At 72.2% G+C, this 1116-nt stretch carries 1 protein-coding gene; it reads left to right on the top strand.

The window, feature by feature from the left end; translation table 11 throughout:
* Positions 1–16: 16 nt before the first annotated feature.
* On the top strand, positions 17–1116 hold a 1100-nt coding region (locus tag OO68_RS41545; RefSeq protein ID WP_033314695.1), incomplete at its 3' end, for a hypothetical protein.

Raw genomic sequence — 1116 nt, 5'->3', positions numbered from 1 at the left:
GGACGGGGGTGAGGGTTTGAGCGGCCTGCGGAAGATCGGAGCGCCGTTCGTGGTGCCCGGCCCTTCCGGGATCGCGGTCCGTGACCGGCTCAAGTACCTGAGTGCCGAGGACGAACGCGTGCTGCGTCTGGTGGGTGACCATCTGGGCACGCTGGCCTCGCGGGATCTGAAGGCGCGTTGCGTGGCCGGCTTGGAGCACGATGCCGAGCTGTGGGCCGAGCGCAAGCGGGCCCTGACGGTGGAGTCGTCCTCCCGTTGGGCGGGCAGCGTCACGAAGGCCTCCCATGATCAGTGGGCGCTGGCCCGACGTGGTCAGCTCGCGCACATTCAGAATCTTCAGGCGGGGGTGCGCACGATCGAGCACCGGCTGTCCCTGCCGGTCGGCCAGGCGGGCAGCAGGCGGGCTCCGGGTGGCTACCGCAGCAAGCGGGAGTGGTTTGCCAAGACGCGCCGCCTGCACGTGCTGACCGAGCGGCTCGATGCGGCGCGGGCGGACTGGGAAGCCGGACGCGTGGGTGTGGTGCGGGGCGGGAAGCGGCTGCTGAACACCCGCCACCATCTGCGGGCCGCCGGGCTCACCGAGATGCAGTGGCGCGCGCGGTGGCGGGCCGGGCGCCGGTTCCTTGCAGCCGACGGCGAGTCGGGGAAGCGGTTCGGCAACGAGACGATCCGCGTCACGCCCGACGGCGAGGTCTCGATCAAGCTTCCCGCGCCGTTGGCGTATCTGGCGAACGCCCCGCACGGCCGGTATGTGCTCGCCGCGACGGTGGCGTTCGCGCACCGGGGTGAGCAGTGGGCCGACCGCATCCAGGCCAACCGGGCCGTCGCCTACCGCATCCACGAAGACACCAGCCGGGGCCGCTGGTACCTGACCGCGTCGTGGACGATCCCCGCGGTCAAGACCGTGCCCCTGGCCACGGCCCGCACCCGCGGGCTGGTCGGTGTCGACACCAACGCCGACCACCTGGCCGCCTGGCGCCTGGACCCACACGGCAACCCCGTCGGCCAGCCCCTCCGCTTCGACTACGACCTGTCCGGCACCGCCGCACATCGCGACGCCCAGATCCGCCACGCCCTGATCCGCCTGCTGCACTTCGCCCGACGCCACCACCTCGC

Origin of the sequence: Streptomyces iakyrus, assembly GCF_000717055.1 — a bacterium.
Taxonomy (GTDB): domain Bacteria; phylum Actinomycetota; class Actinomycetes; order Streptomycetales; family Streptomycetaceae; genus Streptomyces; species Streptomyces iakyrus.
This window is presented reverse-complemented; position numbering and strand designations above follow the sequence as displayed.